The sequence below is a fragment of the Paenibacillus sp. J31TS4 genome (genome assembly GCF_018403265.1).
Lineage (GTDB): Bacteria > Bacillota > Bacilli > Paenibacillales > NBRC-103111 > J31TS4.
In genome coordinates, this window is sequence record NZ_BOSI01000014.1 from 1 (window position 1) to 2,931 (window position 2,931).

Annotated in this window: 1 protein-coding gene and 1 pseudogene; both read right to left on the reverse strand. The window is 52.5% G+C overall.

Annotation, left to right across the window (positions count from 1 at the left end):
• Positions 1 to 1,016 precede the first annotated feature (1,016 nt).
• The gene (locus KJS47_RS23715; RefSeq protein ID WP_249716695.1) at positions 1,017 to 2,621 is read right to left on the reverse strand and encodes an extracellular solute-binding protein; all 1,605 of its coding nucleotides are present in this window, start codon (positions 2,619 to 2,621) and stop codon (positions 1,017 to 1,019) included.
• A gap of 181 nt (positions 2,622 to 2,802) precedes the next feature.
• Positions 2,803 to 2,931, reverse strand: a pseudogene (locus KJS47_RS24205) (ABC transporter permease); the annotation flags it as partial.

A 2,931-nucleotide genomic window follows, 5' to 3' on the forward strand; every position in this document is an offset into this window, starting at 1 on the left:
GCGATCTGGACCCCGTACATCGGGTAGTATTCAAAGATCAGGTAATACGCGATGACCGGAGAAATGAGTACGTACAGCTCCCAGTTGCGGGCAAATGGCTTCAGCCATTGGGCGAGGCGGGATTTGGTCGGCTTTGCGGCCGGTTGCTTGTCGATTGCGGTTCTTGCCAAGGACTCATTCACCATCCTTCCAAAAGTAGGTTAAGCTGCGATGTCTTATACAGGAGAAGCTGTCTAATGCTGTCGAGATCAGACGCGGGCAGCGGCCCGTCATCAAGCAATATGGTTCTGTTCGTCTGCTGCCCCCTTCTCTCTGAAAATGGAAATCATTCAAGATTTATACGGGTAATCGTTTTCATTCCCTGAATGAATTAATTCTCATTATTGTAAGTTTGGGGAAGCGCTGTCAAGTGCTTAATTTAACTTTCGTTGCGATTTGTCCGACGCGCTGTTTTATGGAAAAAAACGGGACTTAAGTTGGGATTTGGTTCATCCAAACTTAATCACCTAAGTGGATAAACTATAACCGAAAACGTTTTCTTTCCACAGTCAATTTTTAATATTCTTAGCCACTTTTAATTTAATTTGTTGTAAATAGTCTCAAATTGGCCGTTCCTGCCGCCGGCGGCAGGAACGTCATAAGAAAAAACCATAGAACTTCGCCCTGTCCGGCCTTCCTGGCGCAAAAAGAAAGGATAAGCACAAGAAAAATGGATAAGCCCCGCTTCCCTCGCTTCCCTTCCTGCCTGAATGAAACCGGAGCGGTCATGCGCCTTCCTGCCCTTGGTCGTCCGGATTTCCCTCGCATGCCGCCCACACCCGTTTTTCCGGGAAACTCCGGTTCTGGACAATTTTTAATGATGAGGGAATTTCCACCGATCCCGCTTTCCAAGCTGGCTAGCCGAGTTCTTACCTATATATATGAAGATCGTCTCGCAACCTGTCCTCTGCCCAAATAAAAAAGGACGGCCGTCCCGGAGAACCATTCCCCAGGCCTGCCGTCCTGTATGAAGACGATTATTTCTTATACCGTTCGTAGGATGCCTTATATATATTGACGTATTCGTCGAGCCCCATCTTCTTGAGCGTGGAGACGTACTTGTCCCACTCGCTGAACGGAGCCGAGCCGGTCATAAACTTGGTTTCCATTTCCGTGATGTAGGTCGTGATATCGTTGCCGAGGGAAATCAGCTTCTCGCTCTCTGCGTCGGTGAAGCTGAACGGCGGCCAAACTTCCTTGACCAAGCCCGCCTCGATCTTCTTGGCTGCCTCCATTGATTCCGGCTGGGCCTCCGCTCCCTGGAAGAACTTTTGGCGTACGATGCCCGGGTAGCTGCCGCCCGGCCAGGTCACATACTTGACGACTGCTTGCTCGAGCGTCAGCCCCTGCGGGTTCTTCGTGATCTCATCCGTATACTGGACTTTGCCGTCAGCCGTCTCCGTATACGACTTGTCCTTAATGCCCATGAAGAACATCTTGTTGCCCTCTTCGCTGTAGAAGTAATCCATCCAGCGGACGGTCGCCTCCGGATTCTTGTTCTTGTCCGTAATGACGAACGCGCCGATCTGGGTGATCGGAGAGTAGATCCCCGAATAGATGCCGTCTCCGTGCGGTCCGTTCAGAACCGGCACACCTACAAAGGACTGGAGCTTCATCAGGGTGAACGGACTGGTGGTGACCATGGAGCCGTAAACATTGCCCGCCCCTTTGGCATAGAACTGGTTACTCTTGATCGTCGTAATTTCCTTATCGATCAGCCCTTCGGTATACAGCTTGTTAACATACTGAAGGAGTTCCTTGTACCGGTCGTCGGTCGGAATGAAGCGAATCTCATTCGTCTTGGGATCGATATCGAAGTTGCCGTTCGACGAGCCGCGGTTCATTAGGCCGTAGCTGCCCTTCAGCTTGGCAAGCATATCGGACAGGCCGACACCGCCGTAGCCGATCTCGTCCGCCTTGCCATTCTTGTTGAGGTCGGTGTTTTTGACCGCCTTCAGATACTCATAGAATTCATCCAGCGTCGTCGGCTCCTTCATGCCGAGCGCGTCGAGCCATTCTTTGTTGTACCACAGCTTGCCTCTCATAAGGACGGATGTAAAATCCGGATCATACAGCAGCGGGAATGCGTAAATGCTGCCGTCCGGCATCGTGATGCCCTTGCGGATTTCCGGGTTCTCGTCGAGAATCTTTTTGAAATTCGGCGCATATTTGTCGATCAGGTCGTTCAGCTTGACGAACGTCCCTTGGGTGCCGTACTTCACGAGATCCTGTGCCGTCAGCTTGGTCGTATGGAACGCGTCCGGATAGTCGCCGCTCGCCAGGGCGAGGTTGCGCTTCTCCGTCAGGTTGTCGAATGGAACGAGCTGGAAGTCGACGTTAATGTTCGTCATCTTGGCGTATTCCTTCCAGATTTCCGTCTCGTTCCAATTGTTCGCCGTCGTAGCGGCCTTGCCCGTAAAGAAGGTCAGCTTGATCGGTTCCTTCACGATTGGAAAGCCCGTCTCGTTTAGATTGCTGTCTGCCGCCTTGCCGGCTCCGCTTTTGTCCTCGCCGCCTCCGCAGCCTGTCACCAGGCTGACGGTTACTGCGGATGATACCAATGCTGCTGTCCATTTCTTCATTGCCACTTTCGTTGACCTCCCCTAATGATCCCCTGGATCGGCCCATCCGGCCGTCCGCGCCGGCGGTGTCCGCCGGCACGGGCCTGCCGTTCTTCGGGCCTTCCGATTGTTCGGCTTCCTTGTTATAGGGCGCTCTGTTTCGCCCCTCTCTTTGGTCTTGTCTGCTTTCCCGGTGCGTCTCCTAGCCTTTCAGTGCGCCGATCATAACGCCCTTCACGAAGTACTTCTGAAGGAACGGATACAGAATCAGCACCGGCAGATTGGCGATGACCACAACCGCATACTTGATGACTTCCACTTCCATGATCTT

What these genes read in the sequence shown, in the direction of transcription:
- KJS47_RS23715 (WP_249716695.1), bottom strand. Translation starts at nt 2,621, where the DNA reads ATGAAGAAATGGACAGCAGCATTGGTATCATCCGCAGTAACCGTCAGC.